At 31.3% G+C, this 25,100-nt stretch carries 23 protein-coding genes and 1 tRNA gene; 6 read left to right on the top strand and 18 right to left on the bottom strand.

The window, feature by feature from the left end; translation table 4 throughout:
• Positions 1-309: 309 nt before the first annotated feature.
• The gene (locus tag C4B25_RS01895) at positions 310-993 is read right to left on the bottom strand and encodes a pseudouridine synthase (RefSeq protein ID WP_168380673.1); all 684 of its coding nucleotides are present in this window, start codon (positions 991-993) and stop codon (positions 310-312) included.
• A gap of 49 nt (positions 994-1,042) precedes the next feature.
• Positions 1,043-2,437, bottom strand: coding sequence for an MATE family efflux transporter (locus C4B25_RS01890; protein WP_131613372.1), 1,395 nt, complete (start codon positions 2,435-2,437; stop codon positions 1,043-1,045).
• A gap of 106 nt (positions 2,438-2,543) precedes the next feature.
• Here C4B25_RS01890 and C4B25_RS01885 point away from each other — a divergent pair, with 106 nt between their 5' ends.
• Entirely contained in the window at positions 2,544-2,993 is a 450-nt protein-coding gene (locus C4B25_RS01885) for a deoxycytidylate deaminase (RefSeq protein WP_131613371.1), read from the top strand.
• 76 nt (positions 2,994-3,069) lie between these two features.
• Here C4B25_RS01885 and C4B25_RS01880 read toward each other — a convergent pair.
• Positions 3,070-3,144: transfer RNA gene (locus C4B25_RS01880), tRNA-Cys, on the bottom strand.
• A 50-nt stretch (positions 3,145-3,194) separates the two neighbouring features.
• Between C4B25_RS01880 and C4B25_RS01875 the strand changes: the two genes are divergently transcribed.
• Together C4B25_RS01875 and C4B25_RS01870 are read left to right on the top strand one after the other, a co-directional pair.
• Positions 3,195-4,736, top strand: a complete 1,542-nt coding sequence (locus C4B25_RS01875; protein WP_131613370.1) for a hypothetical protein — start codon at positions 3,195-3,197, stop codon at positions 4,734-4,736.
• Positions 4,729-5,058, top strand: a complete 330-nt coding sequence (locus C4B25_RS01870) for a hypothetical protein (protein ID WP_131613369.1) — start codon at positions 4,729-4,731, stop codon at positions 5,056-5,058. Before C4B25_RS01875 ends, C4B25_RS01870 begins: the two co-directional genes overlap by 8 nt.
• A gap of 46 nt (positions 5,059-5,104) precedes the next feature.
• Here C4B25_RS01870 and C4B25_RS01865 read toward each other — a convergent pair whose 3' ends face one another.
• The 7 genes from C4B25_RS01865 to C4B25_RS01835 all read right to left on the bottom strand — a co-directional run bounded on the left by C4B25_RS01865 (position 5,105) and on the right by C4B25_RS01835 (position 14,498).
• A complete protein-coding gene (locus C4B25_RS01865) occupies positions 5,105-6,061 on the bottom strand; it encodes a carbohydrate ABC transporter permease (RefSeq protein WP_246004289.1) in 957 nt (318 codons plus the stop codon).
• Entirely contained in the window at positions 6,033-7,025 is a 993-nt protein-coding gene (locus C4B25_RS01860; RefSeq protein ID WP_131613368.1) for a carbohydrate ABC transporter permease, read from the bottom strand. The genes C4B25_RS01865 and C4B25_RS01860 overlap by 29 nt, the downstream gene beginning before the upstream one ends.
• A complete protein-coding gene (locus tag C4B25_RS05045) occupies positions 7,015-8,817 on the bottom strand; it encodes an ATP-binding cassette domain-containing protein (RefSeq protein ID WP_131613367.1) in 1,803 nt (600 codons plus the stop codon). The genes C4B25_RS01860 and C4B25_RS05045 overlap by 11 nt, the downstream gene beginning before the upstream one ends.
• On the bottom strand, positions 8,817-9,611 hold the full coding sequence (locus C4B25_RS01850; protein ID WP_131613366.1) for a thermonuclease family protein: 795 nt from the start codon (positions 9,609-9,611) through the stop codon (positions 8,817-8,819). The genes C4B25_RS05045 and C4B25_RS01850 overlap by 1 nt, the downstream gene beginning before the upstream one ends.
• A 181-nt stretch (positions 9,612-9,792) precedes the next feature.
• Positions 9,793-11,814 (bottom strand): P68 family surface lipoprotein, encoded by a 2,022-nt coding sequence (locus C4B25_RS01845; protein WP_131613365.1) that lies wholly within the window; start codon positions 11,812-11,814, stop codon positions 9,793-9,795.
• A gap of 313 nt (positions 11,815-12,127) precedes the next feature.
• Positions 12,128-13,594, bottom strand: a complete 1,467-nt coding sequence (locus C4B25_RS01840; RefSeq protein WP_131613364.1) for a glycoside hydrolase family 1 protein — start codon at positions 13,592-13,594, stop codon at positions 12,128-12,130.
• Between the two features lie 199 nt (positions 13,595-13,793).
• A complete protein-coding gene (locus C4B25_RS01835) occupies positions 13,794-14,498 on the bottom strand; it encodes a GntR family transcriptional regulator (RefSeq protein ID WP_131613363.1) in 705 nt (234 codons plus the stop codon).
• A 210-nt stretch (positions 14,499-14,708) separates the two neighbouring features.
• Between C4B25_RS01835 and C4B25_RS01830 the strand changes: the two genes are divergently transcribed.
• Positions 14,709-16,211, top strand: a complete 1,503-nt coding sequence (locus C4B25_RS01830) for a glycoside hydrolase family 1 protein (protein WP_131613362.1) — start codon at positions 14,709-14,711, stop codon at positions 16,209-16,211.
• 68 nt (positions 16,212-16,279) lie between these two features.
• Here C4B25_RS01830 and C4B25_RS01825 read toward each other — a convergent pair whose 3' ends face one another.
• The 8 genes from C4B25_RS01825 to C4B25_RS01790 form a co-directional block, all read right to left on the bottom strand.
• Positions 16,280-16,831 carry a hypothetical protein gene (locus tag C4B25_RS01825; RefSeq protein ID WP_131613361.1) on the bottom strand — a complete coding sequence of 184 codons (552 nt, stop codon included), beginning with the start codon at positions 16,829-16,831 and terminating at the stop codon, positions 16,280-16,282.
• A gap of 205 nt (positions 16,832-17,036) precedes the next feature.
• Positions 17,037-17,690 carry a hypothetical protein gene (locus C4B25_RS01820; protein WP_131613360.1) on the bottom strand — a complete coding sequence of 218 codons (654 nt, stop codon included), beginning with the start codon at positions 17,688-17,690 and terminating at the stop codon, positions 17,037-17,039.
• A 2-nt stretch (positions 17,691-17,692) separates the two neighbouring features.
• Entirely contained in the window at positions 17,693-19,210 is a 1,518-nt protein-coding gene (locus tag C4B25_RS01815; RefSeq protein WP_131613359.1) for a PTS sugar transporter subunit IIC, read from the bottom strand.
• Positions 19,210-19,617: a hypothetical protein gene (locus C4B25_RS01810; RefSeq protein WP_131613358.1), complete on the bottom strand. Its 408-nt coding sequence runs from the start codon at positions 19,615-19,617 to the stop codon at positions 19,210-19,212. Before C4B25_RS01810 ends, C4B25_RS01815 begins: the two co-directional genes overlap by 1 nt.
• Before the next feature lies 1 nt (position 19,618).
• Entirely contained in the window at positions 19,619-19,924 is a 306-nt protein-coding gene (locus C4B25_RS01805) for a PTS sugar transporter subunit IIB (protein ID WP_210725164.1), read from the bottom strand.
• A gap of 181 nt (positions 19,925-20,105) precedes the next feature.
• Positions 20,106-21,314: a MupG family TIM beta-alpha barrel fold protein gene (locus tag C4B25_RS01800; RefSeq protein WP_131613357.1), complete on the bottom strand. Its 1,209-nt coding sequence runs from the start codon at positions 21,312-21,314 to the stop codon at positions 20,106-20,108.
• A 9-nt stretch (positions 21,315-21,323) separates the two neighbouring features.
• The gene (locus tag C4B25_RS01795) at positions 21,324-21,560 is read right to left on the bottom strand and encodes a hypothetical protein (protein ID WP_131613356.1); all 237 of its coding nucleotides are present in this window, start codon (positions 21,558-21,560) and stop codon (positions 21,324-21,326) included.
• A 13-nt stretch (positions 21,561-21,573) separates the two neighbouring features.
• Positions 21,574-23,043, bottom strand: a complete 1,470-nt coding sequence (locus C4B25_RS01790) for a glycoside hydrolase family 1 protein (protein WP_168380672.1) — start codon at positions 23,041-23,043, stop codon at positions 21,574-21,576.
• 88 nt (positions 23,044-23,131) lie between these two features.
• On the opposite strand from C4B25_RS01790, the gene C4B25_RS01785 reads away from it, so the two are divergent.
• Both C4B25_RS01785 and C4B25_RS01780 read left to right on the top strand, forming a co-directional pair.
• Positions 23,132-24,001, top strand: coding sequence for an ROK family protein (locus C4B25_RS01785; RefSeq protein WP_131613354.1), 870 nt, complete (start codon positions 23,132-23,134; stop codon positions 23,999-24,001).
• An 86-nt stretch (positions 24,002-24,087) separates the two neighbouring features.
• Entirely contained in the window at positions 24,088-24,909 is an 822-nt protein-coding gene (locus C4B25_RS01780; protein ID WP_131613353.1) for an HAD family hydrolase, read from the top strand.
• The last annotated feature ends 191 nt before the right edge of the window (positions 24,910-25,100 follow it).

The raw sequence follows: 25,100 nt of genomic DNA, 5'->3' as shown, positions 1-25,100 counted from the left end.
TCCTTTATTTCCTGTGGAACCAATGTACATTCCGGGTCTTTTACGAACGGCTTCTAAACCTTCTAAGACCTGAATATTACTTGCTGAATATTCTGCCATCATTCCTCCTCTTTTTATTTTGGCGTATACACTTTTGAAAATCGCACATTTCGCTATTATATATACTATATAATTATAACATATGGGCCCAAAAATCAAGTTAAAAAAAGAGCATTTCAGGCTCTTTTATTTTTTTCAGTTTTAAGGACTTTAATAAACCCTTAAAGGTGCTTATTTGGTGCTTTAAGCGTTAATAACAACGCATTTTATCTATTGTTTTGGCTCGAACTCTGTGTATTCACCTATTTTTAGTTCAAAATCACTTAATTTTATATCTTTGATTCTTGTTCTATGCAGCTCTAAAACTTCATTATTAACTTTATGGAACATACGTTTAACTTGGTGGAATTTCCCTTCTGAGATTATTACATTACATTCATTCTTTGTAACATCCTTGATCAGTGCGGGTTTTAAAAGTTTTTCATCAAGGTGCATCGGACCCTTGAAAGCTAAAACATCTTCTTCTTTAACATCATTTTTTAATGTCACAAAATACTCTTTCTCAGTATTAGATTTTGGAGATTTTAGTTCGTGAGCTCATTTACCATCATCAGTTAAAATAACAAGTCCTGTTGTGTCTTTATCTAACCTTCCGACAACAAACATGTTTTTGTGTTTATAAACATCAACAATATCAAAAACTGTTTTGTGTAGATTATCCTTATTTGCACACACAAAATCCTTTGGTTTGTTAAGTGCTATATATACGTGTTTTTTAAAGGCGACTTTTTCATGATTAAACTCAATTATGTCTTTTTCAGGATCTACTTTGTATCCTATATCTTGTTGGGGAACTCCGTTAACAAAAACTCTTTTTGATTTAATTAGAGGTTTTACTTGACTTCTTGTTCCAACACCTTGATTTGCAAGGTATTTATCTAGTCTTAATTTCATACATCCATTATAACAAAATAACACCCTCCACTTGGTGTGGTGAGTGTTATTATTTTTCTTGTAAATCTTTATGATCATTTAGGTTCTTCATCCACTTGAATCTGCTGTAAATAATGAAAGAAATACCAGCCACAATAAACATAACAGCTTGCGAACAAATGAATGTTACTTTAAAGCCATAATCCAAGACGTATGGACCACATATTATCGCAATGGGTAATACTGCTCAAATTTGTGAGAAGTAATTAAGAATAGCTACTTGAATTTGTTTACCACCAGCCTCTAACATACCAGTGTAATAACTATTAGCTACAAAAGAAAAAATTGCGATTGAATAAACAATAATCATTCATCTTGCATACCCTTGGTATTCAGGATCTTGTATTAGAAAGTTTGGCAATGTAAATGCTAATCCGAATCCGATAGATGCAATCACTGCTGTTATAGTCATAATTGGAAGAATCAGTATTTTAGAATAGTATTTAGCCAACTCAAAATTACCTTTACCAAGTTCTTTACCAATTATGATTTTGATAGATTGATTAATTGCTGGGAATATTGTAAACATGATCGAAGATACTGCATAAGCAATTGACATTGATTTTATTAGTTCAGAACCAAACATATTTGCCCATATAACCGTCATTGCAACCAATGATCAACTCATGAGCGAGAATGTTAATATCATTCATGATCTTTTGAAAAACATTTTTAACATTCTTTTATCAACCTTGAATAGGTTTCCCACCCCACTAAAGGTATGTCTATTTCTATAAAATAAATATATAGCTAATAACATTTCAACAAAGAAAGATATCGCAGTCGAGATTGAAGCACCAGTCGCACCTAAATCAAGAGGGTAGATAAATACATAGTCAAATATTGCATTCGTTACCAATGACACAGCAGAAACAATTAGGAGGTATTTAGTTTTACCAATTGTTACCAAAGGATTCAATAAAAGAAATGCTATTGATGCAAATATATTTGCTGATGCAAGTATTCGAAAATATGTAATAGATAATTCTTTTGCAATTGTTGCATTTGCATGAGAATCACTAAGGAAAAATAAACCCATCAATTGTGGTGCCAATACCAACATTAGTATTGAAATTAATATTGAAATGACAACCGTAAAGTGGACATTAATTTTAAAAGCTTCCTTAAAATTCGTTTTATCTTCTCTTGCATTAAATTGAGCATAGAAAATACTAAACAAAATTCCTACAGCCATATAGATACTTGAAGTTGCAAATCACATCTCTGCACCAGCACCTACGGCAGTTAAATGGTTTTGTGCCTTATCATAACCAGTAATCATGAAATTATCCACAAAACCTACTGATATAATCAGCATTTGAGATAGAACTATAGGGATTATTATTTTTAAGGATTTCTTTCAAAATTCTTTTTTATTTACTTTTTCTTTTATTGATGTTGTCATAATGATAAATAATTATACCTTTAAAATGAACACCTCTCCCTAAATACCTGTTATTTCTTGATATCTCAATCACTTAATAAGATAACTAATAAGTTATAATAATTTTATGAACAAAATATTAAATTGAGATGAATACTTTATGTCAATGGCAAAATTGGCAGCAAGAAGATCAAAAGACCCAAACACACAAGTAGGAGCTTGCATTATAAATGAAGACAATATCATTGTTGGTATGGGATACAACGGTATGCCCAAAGGTAATGATGAATTCCCATGAACAAGAGAAGGTGATGATAATAAATATAAGTATGTTATCCATGCTGAAGCTAACGCTATTTTAAATGCAATTAAAAACTTAAAAGGCTCAACTATTTATGTTTCGCTTTTCCCTTGTAACGATTGTGCAAAAATGATTGCTCAATCAGGAATTACAAAAGTTGTGTTTGAAGATAATAAATATAAAGATACATTAGAAGTTCAAATTTCCGAAAAGATTCTTTCTTCTTGTGGAGTTGAAATGAAACAAATTAAAGTTGGAGAATTAGTTATTAAATAATAATAAAATAAAAAAATCACTATGTAGTGATTTTTATTTCCGTCAATTTTCATCCAGCTGAGCTACAAGCGCATTTTGGAGGCACCAACGGGATTCGAACCCGTAATCAGGGTGTTGCAGACCCATGCCTTAGCCGTTTGGCTATGGTGCCATATTTCTTATATATTATACATAGATTATTTAATCATTTATAATTAAATTATGATTTATTCAATTTTAATGAGTTTCTTAATTATTCCAATGTTTATTTGTATGTTTTTTTTAACAGGTAAAATAATACAAACTAAGTACAAAGCATTCGATACAAACCCTTATATGTCAATACCAATAGGTTTTGTATTTTTCAGTACAGCAACCCTTATTGTCTATACTCCTTTAATTATTTTGCATCTTCCCGGTGTGTTGTTTATTGTTTTTGAAGCTTTAAAGGATTTAGCAATATTTATTATTATTTGAATGCATAGAAAATATATAAAAGTTAATTTTGATTGAAAAAAGATTTTAATCATTTTTATAGGTTCTGCAATAATGGCAGCAGTCCCTGCAATCATAACTCTTGTGAAAGAGCAAAATGATTACCCATTCCACCTTCAAAGATCTTACAATGTTTACCTACGTCAATACAATGGTGCGAAAGAAGTCGAACCTTGAAAAGATGGTAACGTTTATAACTCGTGATATATGTTTAATTCAGTTATTATTGAGTTATTTAAGTTGAATGGTGACTATCAAGTGTGATGAATGCAATCTTCGATGGTAGCAGTTATATCAACAACAACCATACTATCTTTAATTAAAATAGCTTTCAAAAAAATTAGGGTCATTGCCTTACTTCTGATCATCTTTATGATAAGTGTTATTGTCTTCAGATCGATAAATGTTTTTGGTCTACATTCTAATATTATAGGGTTTATTTCTACAACGATAATTATGCTAATCATGTCTTGAGAGTTATTCAAAATGCCAAGAGTTCGTTACATACTTTTAACTGGAGCAACCGGATTTGCAATGCTTTCTTTCGACTGATCTGCTCTTTGATTGTACTCTACATATATGTGTATTTTTATAGGTATGTATATTTATAAAGAAAAGCCAAAACCTACACTTTTAATACTATTTACACTTACTTTTATAGGTTTTATGTTCGCAACATCTATCCATAGATTTACAACAATAGGTTCTACAATTGGTATGGTTACCGCCCTTATTATTGGTGGGTTATTCCTATGATTGAGAAATAAAAACTTTGAAGAACCAATGGATAAATTGTTATTTAGATTTAGAAAATGATGACTACCAGTATTATTCACAATTTTCATGATAGTTTCTTTATCTATATGATTATCTAAAAGTGAGATGGACTTATGGTTTAACTTTGGAATCGAAACGAGTTACTTAAATACATTAAGTTCTTCAAAATCGCTTGCTACTGCTATGTATGTTATTTATTGAATTGTTGTATTAATTGGAATATCATTTATATTCTATTCATTTAAACAAAAGAAAAAATGAGATATTGGGGCATTCCTAATTCTAATAGGTGTTATCTCAACATTATTCTTCTTCTCTCCATTTACAGCTCCATTTATAAGGTCGTATTTTATACCTAAGGCTCTTTTCTCAAGTTTACAATGAACAACCGTAGCACCTCTATTAATTGGGATTGTTCTAAAAACGAACGCAGTTATAATTAGGAAAATAAAATTCGAAAGTTCTGCCATAGATAGGATTACACATGTATAAAAAATTCACATGATCAGTTATTGCATTTTCTATAACGCAAATAACACTTGGCTTATTAGCTATATTTGAAGTATTGGATTCTTCTAAATACTTGGGAATCTATTGAGTTATTTCAGGAATAATAATGCTTGTTTATTCCGGAACTACTATTTTAAATATGAGAATAAGCAAGGTTAAAACTTTATTCTTAATGTACATAATTTTAATCATAAGTTTATTCGCTTTGTGTTGAATAAACTTATTAACATTAGTGTTTATCATTCCATACGCATCAATCTCACTCTTATTTGCTTTGGGATTTCATACAGAACTGAAAATATAATACTTTTAAAACAAATAAAAAAATAAAGCATGTGCTTTATTTTTTATTAACCTTTAATTGCTGAACCTTGTCTTGAAATGGTTCTCATTATCTTACCTCTCATACCAAAGTAAAGTAGGAACATTGGGATGATCGCTAGTGCTGCTGCTGCAAGCCTAACATTAGGATATAGAGATATAGTATCGTTAGCATCATTTGATTTACCAGTTGTAAATAATCATGTTGACATAACTTGTGTATCTGCACTATTAGCTAAAAGTAGTGCTGGTCACATATATGAATTTCATGCTGCGAATGCTGTTAGAATACCGACTGTTCAAATTGTAGGTGTTACCATTGGTATTGCAATTCTAAAGAAGTATTTAATACTTGAACAACCATCAACCATTGCTGCTTCTTTTGTTCTTGAAGGGATTGCTTCAAATGCATTTCTAAGCATTAATGCTGAGAATACAGAAGCGATGAATGGGATAAATAATGATGCAGTTAACATTGGCCCTTCACGTCAATCTAGTTGAGTAACAATTGTATATTGACCAGACATTAATGCAATTTCTGGAAGCATCATAATTGATAGGAAGAAGAATCATACAGCTTTCTTCCCTCTTCATTTTGGTAATGAGAATGCATACCCTAAAAGTAGAGTGATGATAATCTTAATTACTATTGATAAGAAAGTTACCAAAGCAGTTAATAAGATAGCATTTCAATACCCCTCTTGGAATGCTTGTGTAAAGTTTTCTCAATGAGGCGTTTTAGGTGCTAAGTGAACTTGATGTGTATCTGAAATTTCATCATAAGACATCAAGGCACCTGAAATCATGTAGTAGAATGGGAATAATATTAATAATCCGAAAATACCAATGATTGTTACTTTAGCCATTAATTTGGCTAAATCTCCGATAATCGATGTTGCCCCAGGCATTTTAGATGTGGCTTCACCAACTTTTTGCAATTTCCTTTTATTTAGGAAATTAGTAATTCTTAATTTTATTAGCGACACGTTTTTCTCCTAAATAATTTGTTAATTTTACTATTTGATTAAATCCACCCTTAACTATTACCGAGAAGGAAATAGAAATGACAAGGATGTAAAGCGAAGCAACTCCAGCTTTCCCGAAGTTAGGAACATTAATTTGATCGTATACATAAAGCATTAAGGTGAATGCGCCATTTACTTTAGCTGTACTTGGATTATTATCGAATAAGGCAAGTGGGAACACTTTAATAGCCCCAATTATACCCATAGTTATAAGAAAATTAATTGTTCCATTAATTGAAGGAATTGTAATCTTAAAGAATTGTTTAACTGGACCACTACCATCGATTGCGGCAGCTTTATATCTAGTTTTATCAACTGCAAGCATTGCAGTTGTGAATATTAATATGTTGAATGCAAGTCCTCTTCATACACCGAATGAAACCATAACAATCATGGCACCATGTCCTGTTGTATCATTTGTGAATTGCATTTTCTTACCACCTGCAGCTGTGATGATTCCATTAATCATACCTGTATCGTAATCAAATAAGAATGCGAACGCAAGTGAAATTGAAATTGCTGAAGTTACATAAGGTAAGAAGAAAATTGTTTGAATGATACCTCTCAACCTTTTTCTGATAACTGATGATATAGCAGATGAAATAACTAATGAAATAATTAGTATTAATGGAACTGCAATAATTGCATAAAGCAATGAATTCTTTAATGCTTGGTGGAAGAATGGATCTTCTAAGACAGTTTTGAAGTTGTGGAATGATGCTGATGTATCGTAAGCATCATTATCATTGACAAATATACCATCTTTAACAGCAAATATAAATGGGATAACCGTAAAAACTATTAAGATAGTTAATGCTGGAACCATCAATAGGAACGCTTTTCAAAAAGGTGTTTTCCTATTAACTCTATATAAATCCTTTGTTTTTGGATTAGCATGTCTTTCTAATTTTCTCTTAAATGACATCTAACCTCTCCCCTTCTTTATCAAAGAAATGTAACTTAGATTCTGGAAGTGAAAGTATAATTTCCTCTCCAATTTCATATTGCATTTTCTTTCTTAAGAATGCTTTTGCTTTACCAATACCTTCAATATCAACAGTTGCAAGAACTTCTCTACCAAGATATTCAACGAATTCAATTTTTGTTTTGAATCCTGTTTTTGTTGCGACTTCTTTGAAGTCTTCGGCTCTAATACCAACTTTAACTTTGTCGATACCTTTCACATTAATTTTTGAAAGTCTTTTATCTCCAAGTTTAACAATACCTGTTGGTGTAACTTTAGCTTCAAAAATCTTCATTTCAGGCATACCGATAAATTTAGCCACAAATTCATTTTTAGGTTTTAGATAAAGTTCCATTGGTGAACCAACTTGTTGAACAAGACCATCTGACATACAAATAACTTTATCTGAAATAGACATAGCTTCTTCTTGATCGTGAGTAACAAATACTGTTGTAATATTCATTTCTCTAACAAGGTTTTTAATTCATTCTCTTGTAGCAATTCTTAATTTAGCATCAAGGTTTGATAATGGTTCATCCATCAATAGAACTTTTGGACTTTTTACAATAGCTCTAGCAATCGCTACCCTTTGTTGTTGTCCACCTGAAAGTTTAGTTGGCTTTTTATTTAAGTTTTTAACAATGTCAACTTTTTCAGAAACTCCCATAACAGCTTCGTGAACTGCTTGTTTCATTGTTTTGATTGAAGCTTTATGCTCATCATATTTCTTTTGTTCTTTTTCTGAAAGAGGTTTATCTTCTCCAACAAATTTTTCTTCTAGAGCTTTAACTTCTAATTCATAAGCTTTCTTTGCAAGTTTTGGAACTGTTTTAACATTAACTTTAGCTTCTTTAATAAGTTTCTTCATTCTAGTGTTATATGACTCACCATCAGCTTCTGGTGTGTTTCTATTTTCTTTAAGAATAACAAGTTCTTGTTTTGCTTTATTAATCTTTTCAGTTGCTTCAGCTTTGATTCTCGCTTCTTCTTTTGTTAGTTCAGCTTTTTTAACTTCAATAAATTCTTTGTATTCTGCTTTTGTTTTTGTATCATTAGAAACTTCTTCTTTAAATGATTTAATTTCATCTAAAATTTTGTTTGAAAGTTCTGCTAATTGAGTTTTACCTCATGAATCAGCAATATCAATTGCAGCTTTTGCATTATTAATATCTCTATTGAAATCTGAAATAACTTTGTTTAAGAAATATCTTGTTTCAACTTTAACTTCAAGATATGCCTTAAATAATTTTTGACATTCTTTAAAATCAGCTTCTTTAGCACCTTTTGATTTAAGGGTAATTTTCATCATTTCGTGTTTAGCAATTAAATTTTTCTTTTGAAGTTTTTCTTGTCATTCTTTATCGTTGTAAAGAGGGAAAGAAATGTTTTTGTAAACTGACATGTGAGGATATAGTGCATAGTTTTGGAATACTAATCCTAACTTTCTTTTTTGAGGAGAAAGTTTTGTAACGTTACGCCCTGAAAACATAATGTCTCCACTTGTTGGTGTAAGTAGACCTGAAATTGCATTTAGTGTTGTTGTTTTACCACAACCTGAAGGTCCTAGTAAAGTTACTAGTTCACCTTGTTCAATTTGGAAATTGATGTTATCAACGGCAAGTGTTTCCCCGAAGTCGATTACCATGTTTTTTATTTCGATTGCTGGAGCTGTTCTAGCTGAATCTTTATTATTCTTTGCGTACTCTGCAATTTCCTTGATCTTAATCATTTTTGTATTTGCTACTTTATTCATTATTTATCTCCTTGTTTAACGCCCAACATATCGTATATATTTGGTGTTTCGACTGTATTTGTTCCTCTTCATCTTAAGTTTGTGTCATCTGTTACTCCATGAACCTTTAATATGCTTTTATAATCAACGGAGAATAATCCTTTTTTGTTTTTAAAAGCATTGTTATATGCATCAGCAACAGAATGTCCAATAAGTGATTCAACACTATTGATCACGTTAACTTTCGCAACATTTATAAATGCCAACGCAAGTCCTTCATTTAATATATCCACACTATATGACCTGTATTTTTTATCTTCTGGTTTTTCTTTGTAGAAGATTGAACCAACAAGTCTGCTGTAAGATTTATTATCACTTGTTATAACTCTTATTTTTGAACCAGCAGGTAATACTTTATCCCCAAAGTCTTTTGCTTTTTTTGCTCAAATATATTCATCACCTGTAGTTTCTGGTCATGTTCCATCATCAGCTTGTGCGTGTAGCTCTGGTGTATCAATTGCAGCTACTCTAATTTTTCACTCTGTTTTACCTTTGACTGGTTTCTCAAATCTAACTACCGGTGTATCTCCATCAACCCAACTAACGATAGTTGCATCATGTCCTGATTTGTTCTCTAAATCAAATTTATCGTTTTGATGTGTAAATTCATGATCTCCAATAGCATCCCTTCATGCTTTAAGATCTTTATCTTCGTTTTGACCTTTAGAACAAGAAACAGCAACTGCTACGGGCACAGCAATCATTGCTAATGTTCCAACCCCAAATATCCTTTTACTAAACTTAGTTTTTTTCATATATTAATTTTATCAAATTACATACTTTAATAAGTTTATTTTTTAAAAGAAATACCTTTATTTTAGATAAAAAATCTAACTACTTAAAATAAAGAATATTGTTTACTTTTTTAATTGATATTTTATTGTAAATTCAGATAAAAAAATAACCATCTTTGATGGCTATTTTAATTATTATTCATTATTTTGAATATGGTTCATAAAGTTTTTTGATTTGTGCATAAATATCTTCTGCTCCAATTGTAGCTTTTGGATTAGAGTGCATTGCAACTGATCAAGAATCTTTTAAGGCAACATCAAAGACATTTTTTCTAAGTGTTGATGAAAGTCTATTAACAGGAGCTTGGAATCCGAAGTTATTTTTTGAATCTTGTGTCATGTCGTGGAATGCTTTATATGCTAATGCATTACCTTTATCTCAATCTGATTTAGCATCTTTAAATGCTCCGGCTGTTGGTGTTATATATTGAGCGTGTTTGTCAAAGTATTTAACTGGTGTATATTCTCTATCTCCATCTTTGATAGTATCTTTTGTTGTGAAGAATCATTTAACGAATTTACCTGTTTCAATATCTTTTTGTCCACCATGTTTAATACCTATTAATGAAGGACCTTGAATCATTGTTGTTGTTTTTTTACCACCATTAACAGTTTTAGGTGCTTTTGCAAAGGCAACTTCTTTTTGTTGAAGTGTTTTACCTGCATCGTGACCATCTGTTTTAACAGCTTTAGCTTCAATAGCGAAGTAGTGATATTTTCCAGCAACTACGTAAGCTTCTTTTATAGAAGCAGTATCTTTTAACCCTTTTGCAGAAGATAATCATCCTATTGTGTTTTCTGATGCTGGTGCAGCTTTAAATAATTTTGTTGCGTCAGCAGAAAGTTTTTTATCGTATTTACCAACTTTGCTTGAATCTACATTATTTGCATAAACTTTATTGTGGTGTTTATCATTTGTATACCCAACAATATCACCTGAAGCTGTTATTGTTTTACCTGTAGAATCTTTGTAAGATTTAATTACTTCTTTTGTGTGTGAACCAAGATCAACCATCTTACCGTCGATTTTAGTTTTATGAGACATTGCTCCAGTAAAGTTGTGAGAATATCCAGCTGTTGATCCTCATGTAAGTGCCGCTCTATGTTCAACAAGATCTGATGATGAGTATGCACCTCCACCTTGGAATTTAACCCCACCTGTTTGAACAGCTTTTTCAAAAATTCTTAATCCGTCTTTAATTTTTTTGGCATTTGCGCCTGAACCATCAAGGAAACTTGTGAATTCATCTTTTTGACTAAAGAATTCTTTCATATCGTAGTTGTTTAGTCCAAAGATTGTATTGTAGATTGTGTTTGTTGGAGCATCAATCCCTAGAACATATGATTCTGAAGATGCATCTTTACCAAACGCTTCTTGAACTGTTGCTGAAAAATCAGCTATTTTTTTATAGTCTGTGAATGTATCAGCTTTAATTTCCACATTATTATATGTTCCTGAAATTGTTCCTCAGATATGTTTAATTTCTTTTGTATCCTCTGGTGACTCTTTGAAATTTAAAATTTGTCCAAGTAGAGTATCTGAACCAACTTGGGCATTTGGATCAATTTTTCCATTTGTATCAATCCCCGTTACTTTTGCTCCTGCTGCTGCAAGTTGTTTTAGGATATATTGCATAACTGGCATATCAGCTGAAAGCATTTCTGTTGAAGCTGCGATTGGAGCTTCATAAATTGATTTACCTTGTTTATGATTTTTAATTCCACCAATGTTATCGTTAACACCCATGAATTGTTTTTCGAAATCTGATCTCTTAACTGAGTTAGCTCCTAAATCTGAAAGATCCAATTGAGCGCCTTGAGCAGCTAATTGTCCGACAGCATCTGGATAGTCAATGAATAAATCTGAAACTGGACCCATGTGTTTTTGCTTAATATCTCTTAATTCAAGTGGGGCAATTTTACCGTATCCACCTTCAATGTTTTGGAATTTTACTTTAAATTTTGGGTTTGTTGCATTATATCTATCAACAACCTTTTGGAAAGCTTTGAATTGTGGACCATTCTTAGCTCAACCCGCTTTAATTAAAACTACATTATCATTTTTGTCTGAACTTTTACCACATGAAATAACTGTTGCAACTGGTGCCGCAACCGCAACTGCTGCAGCTGTTACTGTAAGTCCGATTTTTTTAAATTTTTTCATAAATCTTTTCTCCTTGAAATTCTTTTTTTATTTTTACTGTTTAACTGATGAAGCGTGTAAAAAACATAACCTAGTAAAGGTTACATTTTTTTATTATGAAAATAGCGATATTAAAAACGCATTTTTCCTAATAGTTGTCTCAAACACATTATTGTAATTCATCAAGTTAATTTTACATTGGAACTTATCTTTCTTGCAATAAACAATTTGTTATTTTTTCATTACATATGTAAATAAAATAACGTTAGTAAAATTCAAAAAAATGTCAATTAATAAAAAAATCCACACTTTTAATAAGCGAGGATTTATATTATTAAATTGATTTTTCAAACTTAACTTTTTTAAGGTCTACAACTTCATTAACAGTTTTAAATTCAGCATCAATTGCATTATTTTTTGCAGTTTCTTTTAATCACATAGCAGATTTTTTCGGTATTCTTTTTTGAGTTTCTAAATCAACTTCAATGAATCCATATCTATTTTTATATGCGTTTAATCATGATCAACAATCAATGATTGCTCACATGTGGTATCCAAATAATGGAGCGCCTTCTTGAATAGCTTTATGACATCATGCTAAATGTTCATTCAAGAATGCAATCCTATAATCATCATCAATCATCCCAGTCTCTTTATTACGATATAATTCCTCGTTTTGGACTCCCATACCGTTTTCAGAAATATAGAATGGTAAATCATCATAATTTTCTTTAATCATTTGTGCTGTATCGTATATAGCTTTAGGGTAAATTTCTCAACCTCTAAATACATTCATTACTGCTTTATCTCATTTATATGGTTCGTAGAATTGTTTGTATTTAAATTCAGGCTTATAGTCTTTTCTTGGAGCTTGTACCCTTGAAGGCGCATAGAAATTCACACCAACATAATCCACTTTAACTTTTGAAATTTCTTCAAGTTCTTCTTTATTTATTATTGGCATTAATTCCGGATTTTGTTTTAAGAAATCAACTAGTTCTTTTGGAAATACACCCTTAATCATTGGATCAAGGAAAGCGTAATTAATAAAGGTGTTGGCCATTTTAGTGGCTTCTTCATCTTCCTTAGAGAAATTTTCCCCATCTTTTGCATAGGCGTTGGCAACATTGATAACAACCCCTATTTTTGCTTTTAATTTAGATCTGTGTTTTTCGTTAAAGATATTAACAGCTTTTGCATGAGCTAAAATTGTTCCATAACCTGCTTGGAATGCTCTTTTTTCATCTTTAACAGCTGGCCAATGAAAACCATATAAGTATCCCCCATGAATCGGAACTATCGGTTCATTCATAGTCGCATACATATTTACCTCATCTTTAAATTCAGAAAAGATGAAATCAGCATAACGCCCATACATTTCAACAACTTCTGATGATTCTCATCCACCCATTTCCATTGCTCATTTAGGCATATCGAAATGGAATAATGTCATAACTATATGAATGTTATTTTCCTTACATTTTTTTAAAACATCATGGTAAAAATCAACAGCTTCTTTATTTACAGTCTCGGTATTATCCGGGAATAATCTTGCTCATGAGAATCCTAACCTTACAGAGTTAGCCCCTATTTCACTAAACATTTTTATATCTTCTGGATATTTATTTGCAAAATCAGAAGTTACACTTGGTCCAATTGAATTGTGGAATCTTTCAGGATCCTTTTCATAAAACATATCTCAAACTGTTTCGCCTTTTCTTGTCTTACCCTTACCTTCAGATTGTTCCGCGGCTGTTGCACCACCTCACAAAAATCCTTTTGGAAATTCTAATTTTTTCATTTTTTTCTCCTTGTTGATGCCCTCTTTAAATAGAAACATCATTTTACTTTTCTCTCTTGTGAAACCTTCTACTATTTAAACACTTATGAATTAGTTCACAATTAAATTATATTCCCTTATTACCGGTTAAAAATTCAAAAGTTGTATACCATTGTTTGTCAAAAGAGAAAAAATCACAAATAAAAAATAGTGTAATTCACTATTTAAAAATTTTATGATATGAATTAAATTTAAATCTTGTTTTGTCAACTCATTTTATTGAAAACTCAACTCATGTTTCTTTATTTTCTAAAGTTGTTGCAATCATTGGGTATGGTTTTCCTCAACCAAATTTCGATGCCTTTGGTTGATGGGCTTTTTCTTCGGAAAAAATCACAAACTCATTAGAGTGGTTGACACCAACATTCAATGAATCTATATATTGGAAAATAGATTTCTTTATAGCTTCAACATCAATTTTTTGACAAAACTCTTTATTTATGAATGTATATTGTTCTACTATTAATTTTTCGCCATCAAAATATCTTTTTCTTAATGCATGAACATTTTCTTTGTCAAACATTTTTTTGTAGAAAATTGTAGATGTTAATCAAATTTTATCAATCACGATATCTTTGATGTCGATTAATTCTGTTGTTGATCTTGTTGTGCCATAAATTCTATTTGGACTTAAAAATCCTGTAGAGTTTTCTCTAATAGATACAACATATTGTTTACCTCTTGATGATTCAATTAATCCAGCACTCAAAAGCACTCTAAGTGCATTCCTTGCTGTTGTTCTTGAACAATCAAATTTAATTGATAATTGCGTTTCAGATGGAAGTCTTTTTCCTTCTGATAATTTACCATTAACGATTTCATTTATAAGATATGAACGTATTTGGGATTCTTTTGTTTGTGCCATTTTAATACCTCATTTTTTTATTCTATATAAATAATATCATTTATATTGACGAGTTTATTCTATTGATTGAATAAATATAACAACCTATACCTAGATTATTATTGATTGAGCCTAAAGATTGTGCACTTACTTATGTATACAAGTATATCTATATATATAAACTCGAATGCTATAATCATTGTATAAAAACAACTAAGGAGTAATGAATATATGAAAAAATTTAACGAGGATTTTATTTTCTCAGCATCAACTTGTGCTTTTCAAATTGAAGGGGGAAGAAATGAAGGGGGAAGAGAGCATTCAATATGAGATAAATTCACAATTGAAAATTTCTACATCCCAAAAGAAGGGGAAGCAGCTAGAGAAATTAATTCTATAGAGGTTGCAGCTGATTTCTATAATAGATACAAAGAAGATGTGAAGATCATGAAACACATGGGCATGAACGGTTTCACTTACAATATGGATTGAGCAAGGATTATGCCAAACAGTTCGGGAAAACCAAATGAAGAAGGTTTAAAATTCTATGAAGATATGTTTAAGGAGTTAGTTGAAAATGGAATTAAACCAATACCTATTCTTTACCACTGAGATACACCGTTATGATTAGAAGAAATGGGTGGGGCCTCAGACAGAGTGTTTATTGAGCATTTTAGACAGTTTGTAGCAATTGTTTTTGAAAGACTAGGTAAATATACCAATATTTGATACGTAAACGATGAGAATTCAACTTTTACAACCTCATCTTATCTACAAGAATATAGCCCTCCATTAAAAAATAATAAAAGAGAGTTTTGAAGCGCTCTCCATAACTTAAACCTCACAGGTGCCATTTGTAAAAAAGAATTTTTAAAAGCTAAAGAAGCTGGTTTTGTTAATGATGATGCCATTCTTGGTATTGATCACGATTGAAGCCCTGCAGTACCTTATGATGCTAATGATAAGGATGATTTAGAAGCATGTAAGATATTTGATCAATACCACATGAATATGTTTCTTGATCCAAACATGTTAGGTGAATATCCAGAATGTTTCTGAAAAGAATTAAAGAAAGATGGTGTAGAAGATATAGTTCAAGATGGAGATATGGAACTCCTTAAAAAATATACATTAGATCTTGTTGGTTGAAATTACTATAGACCAACCATCATAGCAGCACCAAAAAGAATGAAGGAAGATATAGATTGATTTAACGAGCCAGGTTTCTTCATATCGGACGAGGCTTGAATTGTATATCCAAAATCAGAGAGATATACAGATTGAAAATGATTAATTAAACCTGAATATCTTGTTCCAGGTTCAAAAAAACTTTACGAAAGATATAAAAAACCTTTAATGATTATTGAAAATGGTATGGGTTATTTTGACAAAAGAGAAGACAACGTGGTTAAAGATTCATATAGAATCGACTTCCTGAATGAACACATTCTGCAAGTTCAAAAAGCTATTGATGAAGGTGTGCCATTTATTGGTTATTCATTATGAACTTATTGTGATATATTCTCACCTTCTGGAGGATATAGAAAAAAATATGGCCTAGTTGGCGTTGATTTCGAGGGAGAGACACTAGATAGATATCCTAAATCTTCTTTCTATTGATATAAAGATGTCATCACAAATAAAAGATCTATCGAAGGGGAAATTAATTACAATAAATACTTCGAAGAAGCTAAGGAAGATTTTAAAAATAATAAAGAAATTTGAAATAAGTAAAAGCGCAATGCGCTTTTTTTATTAAGAAATTAAAAAAATCACACATATACTGTGTGATTCCAAAAGTTTTAACCATATTTTTTATTCATAACTTTTGTCGCTCAATGTTGTGGTTCGACTTTAAAATGTTTTGAAACTTTAATAGCCAAGTTAGCAGCGATTCGTTTTTCTTTTGCCATTAATGCACGTCTTTGCATAGCGTCGTTAAGGCCATATTGTGTCTTACCGGCTTTGTAAAATATCTCATAATCAAATGCCGCATATTTCTTTAAGAAGGTTGGCGAATTTTTATTAAGTGATATTCTTTTTATCGTACCTTTAGAACTAACCAGCTCTAAGGAAACAATATTTTCTTCATCGAATTCAAGGACGTTTATCATTGACTTTCCATGTTTAAATTTAACACCCTTTGCTAGGTTATGAATTTCTAATTTTGGCTTGAATGCGCTTAAGAATAAATTCAATGTGTACTTTCATACTTCATCAGATTTTTCTTGTGCTTTTATGACTATTGTGTATCCAACATTTATGATTCTTCTGTATTCATCTAAATACGAATCGTATTTTCTATCTTGTTCAAGATCATTTTTTAATCCGCTACCAGGTTTATTAAATCGCACCAGAGACTAAAACTCCTACGAGTATAAAAATTATTGATAACGGTACGCATACCATAAATGATCTTTTTACTCTTCTTGTGTGTCTTCATGAATGTTTCCCCGTAGTTTTAGCTAGGTTTGAGTGGAATCATATAAAGAACGGTGCAAGAAGAACAATTAATGACAAGATAAAGAAGACCAGAACTAATTTAACGTGCATGCTAAATTATTTAATTCCTACAGTTGCCAAGGCATTTGTAATGTCTTGAAGACTTGTATTTGTTGGAACAGCTTTCCCGTGTGTCATAAGCACGGAATGAAGTGCATTATATAATGCCTCTGTTTTTGTTGTTGCTAGCCTTTTAAGCTCAGCTTTACGTGCATTCTCATCTAATTTTGTAAAATCTTTTATGGAAACTGTGGCATCTACCAATGTAGTTTTACCATTTTTATCAGTTGTTTCCATTTTTGTACCAAATTTTAAGGTAATAACCGGACCGTTATTCTTAGCGTTAATTAAATCATAAAATAACTTTTCAAGTCCATTTTCGAAAACTTTCCCTTTTGAAATAGAACCTGTGATGAACTCTTTTAATGTTCCTTCTGATTTAGCAATCGCATCTTGAACATTGTCATCTGAATTAATGAAATCTCAATAACTTTTAGATGTTAATTCAGGAACCATTTGTTGTGGGTTAATTTTTGTAGCAAAATATCTTGCTCCATTAGCATTGGCTAATGTAACCTCATAATCAGGGTTTGAGTCGTCACGTTGTGAAATAGCTACAGGGATCGCAATTGTGAATGCTGCAGCACCGACTAATACAGTAGAACCAATAATCAATGATTTTCTACTCATACTTTTAAATATGTTTTTCATAATTACTTCGCTCCTTCTGTTGCAACTTTTTCAGCTTTCTTGTTTTTAGTTTTAATACCAAGTAGTTTTCTATCGTCTGCTCTTTGTCATAGTACAAATGGTAGGTATACCAATGTTGCTGTAATTATAGAAGCGATAGAAACAACGATTGATCTTCAGTCAAATTGTGTTGCAATTAGACCGTTGATTACAGGTGGAGTTGTTCATGGAACAGGTATTGTTCCTGGATTCATTCAACCTGATTTAATTGCAATAATTGGTCAAATTAGAGCAAGTACTGGCGCGAAGATAAATGGAATAATTCATCTTACTGAGAAGATTATTGGGTAACCAAAGATTACTGGTTCATTTACTTCGAATACACCAACTGGGAGCGCAAATTTCGCTACCTCTCTTGTTGGTGAACCTTTTGGTAACATGAAGATTGAAAGTACTAGTAGAGGTAATGTTGAACCTGTACCACCGATAAATCCTCAACAGTTAACAACGTTACCTGTGAAGACGTTTTGTCCTCCAGCCAAGTTATCAATTCATAATAATGTCATAACCGGTGTGAATATACCGTTAAGTGTATTTGAACCGTGAATACCAAAGAATCATAGAACACCAACTGATACCATGTAAACGATAAGTAGTGAAATATCTAGACCTTCTTGATTCTTAATAAGTGACATAAATGGCGCTTGGATAAATGTTGTAATAATATATGCAAATGTTCTTAATCCATTTACTTGGTAAACTCCAGCAAATTTTGTTGAAACAACTTTTGCTGTCGCTGAATCTCCCAAGAAACTTTCAGCATTATGCCCCATAGCGATAAATGGGATAGAAACTAGTAAGTTAACCATTGCTGCACCTAATAGAACTATAAAGCAAGGCACAAGAACACCGAACGCTTTACCAACAGCAGGTGGAACTGATGCAGGTAATTTTAGAACCATTTTACCGTTGTTTGTGAATCAAATGAATAATTCAGAACCGGCAAGTGAAGCTATAATTGCAACTAGCATTCCTTGTGCTGAGAACATTTTTGGATCAGCACCAACTAGGATTAGGAATGTTGCTAATCCAACAACTGAAACTAATGCAGGTGATTTGTGCCGTCTAATAATAGCCATTGAATATGACATTAGAACAGCAATATACACTGACATAAGTCCAATTGTAGCAGCATTAATTCAACCGAATAGTTGAGTACCTAATGCTTGTGCATCTTTTCATGCTGGATCAATTAATACTCAATTACTTGAAGTATCAAATAAAGATCCGTGAACAACTTTTGTCACACCATTCCCAGAGGCGTGTGCAAGAAGTCCTAATAGTGAAGTTTGGAATGCTCCTCATCCACCAAATACGATTGTTATAAAGAAAATAGCAATCGCACCAGCGATAGTAATAGGAATACTTAATGCAAACCCATCTCTTAAAGCTGTTAAATGTTTTTGAGTTCCAAGTTTAGAAACTGTTCCTAAGAATTTATCAGTTGCTCCTTGTAACTTATCTTTTGTAGCTTTTGTCATTATTCAACACCTCCTTGTAATAATTCCATATCTCCAGATAACCCTTTACCATATTTAAGAACCGCTAAATAGATTGGAGTTAATATAACTGCGACTGGAGCTAAAATAATTTGAATAATAATTACAAAGTTAAGGAAAATTGATTTGCTTTTCAATTTTAATAATGGGATTGTTAGTACAATAACAAACAATCACACGATTGATAAAATTGAAAAGATAACTGCGGGACTTTCCATAATAACTGTTGGTGTTTTATTAATATAGGCGTCGTTTGCAATTGCGTCTCCCGTTACTTTTGCAACGTCACCGTGTAGTTTGTCAAAAAGAGCTACCCTTTGTGTGATTCCTACTATTAGAAGAATTAAAATAACTGTTGATAATACTGTTAACGTTATAAGTTTTTTCATATTACTCACCGCCTTTTAAAATTTCTTTTGCGAATTCAAAAACTTTATCGGCTCTAGCCATTGCGTAGTCAGCGGGGCTGATTACAGCAACTGGTTTGTCCCCAACAAGTTTTTGAAAATCTCTTAGCATAAATTTAACTTGTGGTCCAAGAAGAACAATATCAAAATCTTCAAAGATTTGTTTTGCTTTTCCTGAATCATGAGCTTCTGCTAAACCAGTAATGCCATTTTCCTTCATATGTTCATTTAGAGATCTCTCTAATAATGAAGTAGACATACCAGCTGAACAAGCTAATAATATTTTCATAATAATATCCTTTCGTGTATCTATATATACAAATAAATACAATAATATTATAGCACCCGATACCAAAAAAACTTAATACTTATGTATACAAGTTAAAATGTTAGAAAATTATGTTCTATTTCGAAAAAATTATTTAAAAAAATGTGGTATTGCACATTTTTTTAAATACCTAAAATATTTTTTATTTTTTATTTCACTTTATAGTTTTAATTAATTTGAAGTTCCGCGTAGGTGAAGCAAAATCAAAAAGTAAATGATCAAATTTATTAATATGACCTACATAATTACGTTTTCCATCATTTGGTATTTCTTTAGTAATTATATGTAACTCTCCCATGTACCTGTTGTATTTTTTATTTAAAACAACAACATCACCAGGCTTGAACATTTTACTGTTATGTTTCCTTGGTTTTATTTCACTTTTATCAAAAACAACCCTTGGTCACGATGATCTCATAAAATATGAATTTATATCTGCTCGTGGGACGTGTGGAAATTTATAAATGATATCTTTTTCAATCTCTGTTATATCTGACGCTTCCTCTAATTCAAATATTAAGTCTCTTTTTACTTTATAATTCTCACTAATATCTTTGAATGCTTTATCATCAATTCTATATTTCTCTTTATCCTCTATAGTTAATTTATCGGTTTCAGAATCAAGTATTGTTTTAATGATTTTAAATTGCTCGATGGTTGTTCCTTGTTGTGAAATGATAATATCACTAATAAGATCTGTTGCAAGGTGGTGTCTTATTTGTTCAGACAATGAAGCGTCTCTATGTTCTTCAATTGTAGGCATTCCATCATTGACGTTTCATGGACCAATACCTTTTTGTGATTCTGGCAAAGTTATAAACGCAGCAACCTTAATGCCTTTTTTGTAATATCATTGTGATAATTCTAGAAATCTTTCGTATTTCAATCCCGTTCATCTCATTGGATAAAAATTGTGACACGCAATAAGATTTTCAGCCTTTCCACCTTTTGCTAAAGTTTTTTGCATAGTTTCAATACCTGTTGAAGCATTGAGTTCAACAATAATAGATTTCGAAAGCTCCGCTTCAATATCACCGTTGAAATCTTCATCTAACCTAACTCCCGTTGCACCTAAATTGTAAAAGAAGTTAAATTCGGTTGGTTTTAATTTTAACATTTGGTAAGCATGAGGACTTACATCTACAATTACCTCCATACCTAATTCTTTAGAAAAAATTAAGCATTGTTTTAAATCATCCAGCTTCTTTCTTCCCTCAACTGTGTCATGGAAGTCAAGTAGATTAGCAAAAATTCTTTCAAACCCACATCCATGTGCGTTTTTAATGTATTCTAAAGTTTCTTCTTTACCAGCTATTTCTGGGTAAATACTAATCCCTAATCTTTTTTTCATTTTATCTCCCTAAATAATTTCAGACATGTTTACTTTTGATGAGTCGGCGTATTCTTTATCTAAAATAACTTCACCATTTGCATCCTCCATAATCAATCTAAATGAGCCAGAAGTATTTTTGATCATAAATTTTGCTTTATTAATCATCATTATTCTAAATCTACTATCAAATGTAGTTGATGATGCTCTTCCGTTTGTTATAAAAGTGTATTGTCCGTCAATAAGTCTAATTTCTATTGTTTGCATATTTTCTCCTTTGTTATTTTGATTTTGAATATTCCATAGAATCAAAATCCATATATTCTTCCATTTTCTTATATTCCCCATTAAATGCCCCGGTTGTCGATAATTCTTTCATGAATAACCCCGATTTTTTAATGGTTCTTTTTAATTTATTTTGTAGATCAACTTCGATTAATCCATATCTATTCTTAAATGCATTGGTTCATGATCAACAATCCATTATGGCTCACATATGAGCACCAATTACATTAATCTCCTCTTCATACATAGCTTTATTTAAAAATTCTAAGTGTTCTTTTATGAAAGCGATTCGATAATCATCTTCAATAATTCCTTCTTCATTTCTAAATATCCCTTCGCCTTCAACTCCCATTCCATATTCGGTAAGCATATATTTTCTATCTTTACCATGTTTATCAGCCAATATTTTTAAAGTATCATATACTGCTTCTGGATAAATTTCTCAACCTCTAAATTTATTTTCTCTTCTCCCAGGCATTTCATAACTTTCAAAATATTGACCAAATTTACTTTCTTTTGCATCTCCAGAAGGTGCTTTTGCTCTAGCTGGAGCATAATAATTTAACCCTATTAAATCCACATGCACTTTAGAAAGAGTTTCAACATCCTCTTGTTTGAAATTTTCTGGAAACAAATCCATTTCTAATAGTCATTCTTTAATCCCTTTAGGTCATTTACCCGAAATCATAGGATCAGTTACGCCACTAAATTGGAAATAATCCATATATTTTGCTGCTTTAATATCTTCTGGATTTTTTTCATCCTTTGGATATACGATAGAAGAATTGAAAATAGCACCGATTTCTAAATCAGGATATTTTTGCTTAACCACTTCATTAAAATGATTTACAACCAATGCGTGTGCCATCACAATACCATAAGCATCATTAACTGCTTTTTGTTCATTTTTTTCCTTGGGTATATAAACCGCTCAAATATAAGATGCATTTGGCGGAACTCATGGTTCATTCATTGTTACTCAAGTTTTAATTTGATCTCCAAATTCATTAATAATAAACTTAGCGTATTTCAAGAAATCATATCAAACCTCTCGATTTCCTCATCCACCTTTAACATACTCATACATAGGTAAATCAAAATGGAATAAAGTAGCTATCGGTTCAATTCCGTTATCTTGCATTTCCTTAAAGAATTTTTTATAAAAATCCACTCCATCTTGTGAGGGTTCTTTATCCATACCATCAGGAAATATTCTTGCTCAGGAAATGGATGTTCTTATTGAGTTTGCACCAGTTTCTTTCCATAATTTAATATCTTCTTTATAGTGTTTTGTAATGTCGGTAGTTAATCCAGGTCCAACATTATCAAAAAAATCATTTGGACTTTTCTCAAATTGTTCATCAAAAATTGTTCGCGCTTTACGCGTACTCCCTTTTCCTTCTGTTTGTTCAGCTGACATTGCCCCACCTCACAGAAAGTTTTTCGGGAATTTAATCTCTTTCATATTTCTCCCTTTGTGTAATATAAATTTGTATATACATCTTAATAATACCATTTTTATTGTGTAAAATAGATATTAGGAGGATTGTAATATGAAAATTTTAGCATTAGATATAGGTGGAACAGGTATGCAATTCCGCATATTTGAAAGTAATGATATAAACGGGGCAAGCGCAGTTGAAAGTATTTCAACACGTGATATTCATAAAGATGATTTGTTGAAGGTGATCGCTGATTTAGTTAATAAACACGAACCAAAAATATTAGCGGTTTCTTCTCCAGGAGGAATCATCAATAAAACATATGTTTCAGGAATTAGTGGTGTAAAAGGCTATGGTAATTTTGACTTTAAAGAAGAGTTAATGCCTCACATTAAAAACAAAGAACTTATCATCTCTTTGTTAAATGATGCTAACGCAGCATTATTAAGTGAAATTAATGAAAGTAATAAAAATCTTGATATCGTATTGATTTCAATTGGGACAGGTATAGGTGGTGCGATTGCATTCAACGGTAAAATAAGACCTGGTAATAGAGGGTTCACTGGAGAATTTGGATATCAAATTGTAGATGAAAAGGAACAAGTTTCAGCCGCATCAAGTTCAAGAGCTATTGAAACTAAATTCAAAAATCTTTTCAATGAAGCAAAAACTGCAAAAGAAATTATGGATAGTTATGATACAGATGAAAGAAGTAAGAAAATCATTGATATAATCGTTCATCAAAATGCGATCAATATTTTCAATATTTATTATGGTTTAGATATAGACTTATTTATTCTTTCAGGTGGAATAACAAACTCAAAAGAATTTGTTAAAATGATAAACGATGAGGTAGAACACCTAACGAAAACACGTGGTGCTGGAAATCACATTGAAATCCAAGTAGCCAAAGAAAAAGGTTCGGCAAGTCTTAAGGGTGCGATGATGCAAGGGATTATTGAAGCAAAAAAAGCAAATTAATTTGCTTTTTTTATTATCGTTGATTCATATATGTGAATATACATTTAAATGTATAAAAATATATTTCAATTTATATAATATAAACTATGAAAAACCAAAAAATAAAAAATATAAATTATGCCTACTTTGATTTAGATGGAACATTATTGACAAAAGATAAAAAGATTACTGAATTAAATTTAAAGGCACTTGAAATCATGCGTAACAACGACATCAAGATTGGAATAGCAACCGGAAGACCTCAAATGATGATAAAACACATCATCAATCAAGTAAACCCAGAATTACCCATAATATCTGTTAATGGGGGTGTTGTAGCTACAAAAGATGAGATTATTTATAACCAATCTTTTACAGTTGAGGAAACTCACAACATATATACTTGGTTAGTTGAAGAAAAAATAGACTTCTTAGCTTATACTAAGGACGAAATGTATTACAACAATGTTTCGGACACCAAATGATTTACACGTGTTAAGAATTCATTAAAAGAAATGAAAGAATCTGAAAGATGAGAATTAATTAGCAATACTTTATCGATTAATACAAGAATTTCCAAGTTCTTAATTTTAAGTGAAAACATTGACTCTTCAATTAGAAAGAAAATAGATGGTTTTTTCTCCACCATCCCTAATTCGTATTTAGGTGATCCACTTCCTGTCGTAATAGATGTAATGCCCAAAGGAATAAGCAAAGGAGATGCATTAACTTCTTTAGATAAACAAGGGGTTATAGATATTAATAAAACAATGGTCTTTGGAGATGCTCCAAATGATATTTCAATGTTTAAAGTTGCTGGAACCACTGTTGCAGTCCCTAACTCTCATGAATCTTTAATGAAAATAGCTGATATTAATCTTATTGATGATACAGAAGATTATATTTATAATTTTATAAAATCATTATAAACAACAGATACCTTATTAGGCTGTTGTTTTTTTATTATCATCTCTTTATACTATTTAGTTGACAAAACGCTTGTATCGCCTTAAAAAGGCGAAAAAAAAAGGACCTTTATAGGTCATTTGTTTCTAGTTCTTTCAAAACTGAATAGCAGATTCTTCATTGGTTTGTCTGTGACGTACCGTTTCAATAGATA

The sequence above is a fragment of the Mycoplasma todarodis genome (assembly GCF_004335995.1).
Lineage (GTDB): Bacteria > Bacillota_I > Bacilli_A > Mycoplasmatales > Metamycoplasmataceae > Mycoplasma_K > Mycoplasma_K todarodis.
This window is presented reverse-complemented; position numbering and strand designations above follow the sequence as displayed.